General features: G+C 35.3%; 2 protein-coding genes. One reads left to right on the plus strand and one right to left on the minus strand.

What is annotated here, in order from left to right:
- Positions 1-2437: alpha-mannosidase (locus X927_RS06530; protein WP_103077294.1), on the plus strand; the 2437-nt coding region annotated here is incomplete at its 5' end.
- Between the two features lie 38 nt (positions 2438-2475).
- Here X927_RS06530 and X927_RS06535 read toward each other — a convergent pair.
- Positions 2476-3333: [Fe-Fe] hydrogenase large subunit C-terminal domain-containing protein (locus X927_RS06535; protein ID WP_245855494.1), on the minus strand; the 858-nt coding region annotated here is incomplete at its 5' end.

A 3333-nucleotide genomic window follows, 5' to 3' on the forward strand; every position in this document is an offset into this window, starting at 1 on the left:
ACCATTTTTATTATACAGCCTAAAAAACAGTTACAATTTTTTGCAAGAAGAATTGAAAAAACTAAGAAATTTTAAAATGGATTCTCCAAAAGTTGTTTTGACAGGCCATTCTCATATAGATATGGCATGGCTTTGGACTGTTTTACACACAAGAGAAAAAGCACAAAGAACCTTTTCAACGGTTCTCAATCTAATGCAAGAGTATCCAGAATATATATTTATGCACTCTTCCCCGGCATTGTACAAGTTCCTAAAAAATGATTACCCTGAGTTATATGAAAAAGTAAAGGGAAAAATTAAAGAAGGTAGATGGGAAGCAACTGGTGGCATGTGGATAGAGTCCGATTCTAATATTTCTCCAGGTGAGTTTTTGATAAGACAGATACTATTCGGGAAAAGGTTTTTAAAAGAAGAGCTTGGAGTTGATTCTAAGGTTGTATGGTTGCCCGATGCATTTGGTTACACATATGCCCTACCTCAAATAATAAAGAAAAGTGGGATGAAATACTTTGCTACAACCAAAATAAGCTGGAATGAAATCAACAAATTTCCTTACGATACTTTTTGGTGGAAAGGCATCGATGGGACTAAAATCTTATCTCATTTTATTACGACTCCAGATAAGAACAATTACTTTTATACGTACAACGGCATGGTGGAACCTTTCACGATAAAAGGAATATGGGATAACTACAAACAAAAAGATATAAACGATGAATTACTTCTTGTCTTCGGTTGGGGAGATGGGGGAGGAGGCCCAACATATGAAATGTTAGAAAATTATCAAGCAATAAAAGAAATCCCAGGTTTACCCCAAGTGGAGATGGGAAGAGTAGAGGATTATTTTGAAAAATTGGAAGAGAGAATAAGAGATAAAAATGTCCCAGTTTGGGATGATGAGTTGTACTTCGAATTACATCGAGGTACGTATACTTCACAAGCCTTTGTGAAAAGGGAAAACAGAAAATCAGAAATATTGTACCATAACGCAGAGTTATTAAATTCTATGGCTTTGAAATTATTTAAAGATTTCCAATATCCTAAAAATTCTCTGAATGAAGGATGGGAACTATTATTATTAAACCAATTCCACGATATTTTACCAGGTTCCTCAATAAGAGAGGTTTATGAAGATGCTAGAAGGGATTTTGAAAAGATAAAGGGGATAGCTAACAAAGAGATTGAAAGAGCTATTTCTATGATTTCAAAGGAAATAAAAAGCGAAGAAGACAGTTTGGTATTATTCAACACCACCCCCTTTGAAAGGGACGAGATTGTAGAGTTAGAAAACGGTAAAAAAACGTTGGTTAGAGGAATACCCTCTTTTGGCTATAAAAGTATTAAGGTATCCAATTTGGAGCAGAAGCAAATTGATGAAAAAATGATTGTGAAAGAAAATTACATTGAAAACAGATACTATATAATCGAATTCAACGAAAAAGGGCAGATTAAAAGATTATACGATAAAGAAAATAAAAGGGAAGTATTGGAAGAAGGGAAATTGGGAAACGTGCTACAAACCTTCGAAGATAAACCTTACTTTTTTGATGCATGGGACATTTCTCCTTATTTCAATGAAAAGATGAAAGAGGTTACTGATTTAATCGAAGTAAAAGTAGTTGAAGAGAATCCTTTAAAAGGTGTTTTAAAATTCTCCTGGAGGTTTTATGACTCCATTATTGAACAGAAAGTCATCGTATACAACCACACAAGAAGAATCGATTTCGATACCCATGTTGATTGGAAAGAGAAACAAGTTTTATTAAAAACAGCTTTTCCTGTTAATGTAAGGAGTACAAAAGCCACCTACAACATACAATTTGGAAACATAGAAAGAAGTACAACCAACAACACAAGTTGGGATATAGCAAAATTTGAAGTCCCAACACAGAAGTGGGCGGATCTTTCAGAAGCAAACTATGGAGTTTCCATACTAAACGATTGTAAACATGGGTATGATATAAAAGAAAACGTTATGAGACTCACTCTTCTAAGATCCCCAATCGAACCCGATGAAACCGCTGATAGAACAGAACATGTATTCATTTATTCTCTTCTACCACACGCTGGAACATGGAGAGATTCGCAAGTAATACAAGAAGCCTATAAATTGAATTACCCTGTAATAGTTAAAAAGATAGAAAAAAACGAAGAAGGAAGTTTTCCTGATAATTTCTCTTTTATCAAGGTCAACGATTCTGATGTGGTAATCGAAACCGTAAAAAAAGCAGAAGATGATGACTCTGTACTTGTTAGACTTTTCGAAGATAAAGGCAGTCGAAAAAAGGAAGTGGAAATAGATTTTTTTAGAAGTATAAAAAAAGCGGTTGAATGTAATTTAATTGAAGAAGCAGAAAAAGAAACCGCGTTTAAAGATAATAAAATCGTATTCAACATAACCCCTTACGAAATAAAAACCTTTAAAGTGTGGCTTTAATTTAAGCTAAAGGCGGATTTTCTCCGCCTTTAGTTTTTTTAAAGCCATTCTCTTTCCATATAATGCGTATGCAACAATTGATGTGATTTTTCGCTTCCGGGCTTTCCTAAATATTCGTTGTATAGTCTAACAATTGATGGATTTTCATGGGACTTTCGAATTATCTTTGATTTGTCAACAACATTTAATGCCTCGATTCTCTTTTTAATCACGTTGAAATCACCATGATGGTACGGTTGTCCACCGCCTCCCACACAACCCCCTGGACAAGCCATAATTTCGATTAAATGAAATTCTATCTTTCCCGATTGGACGTCTTCCAAGAGTTTTCGTGCGTTACCCAGGCCATAAGCAACTCCAACTCTTAATTTTTTACCATTAATTTCAACTTCTGCAACTCTTAGAGACTCATATCCATGAAGCTGCTCAAATTCTACTTCTTTTAGTTCATTCCCGGTTATCCATTCATAAGCGGTTCTTAAAGCCGCCTCTGCAACTCCTCCTGTTCTACCAAAGATAGCCGCAGCACCGGTGGATTCTCCTAAAGGACTATCATACTCCCTTTCTGGGACAGCTTTGAAATTAATTCCTGCTTCTTTGATCATTTTTGCCAGTTCTCTGGTAGTCAATACATAATCAACATCTCTGTATTCAGGTGATGCATTTATTTCTTCTCTGGCTGCTTCGTACTTTTTGGCTAAACAGGGCATTATGGATACAACGGTCATCTTTTTGGGATCAATATTATTTTTTTGTGCATAATAACTCTTCGCAATCGCCCCAAACATCTGTTGAGGAGACTTCGCAGAAGAAGGCATCTCGAGCAAGTCAGGGAAGGCTGTATAATAAAAATGGTTGATGAGATACTTGACAAAAGGGGTAAAAAAAAGATATAA

It is taken from the genome of Petrotoga mexicana DSM 14811 (assembly GCF_002895565.1).
GTDB classification, from domain to species: domain Bacteria; phylum Thermotogota; class Thermotogae; order Petrotogales; family Petrotogaceae; genus Petrotoga; species Petrotoga mexicana.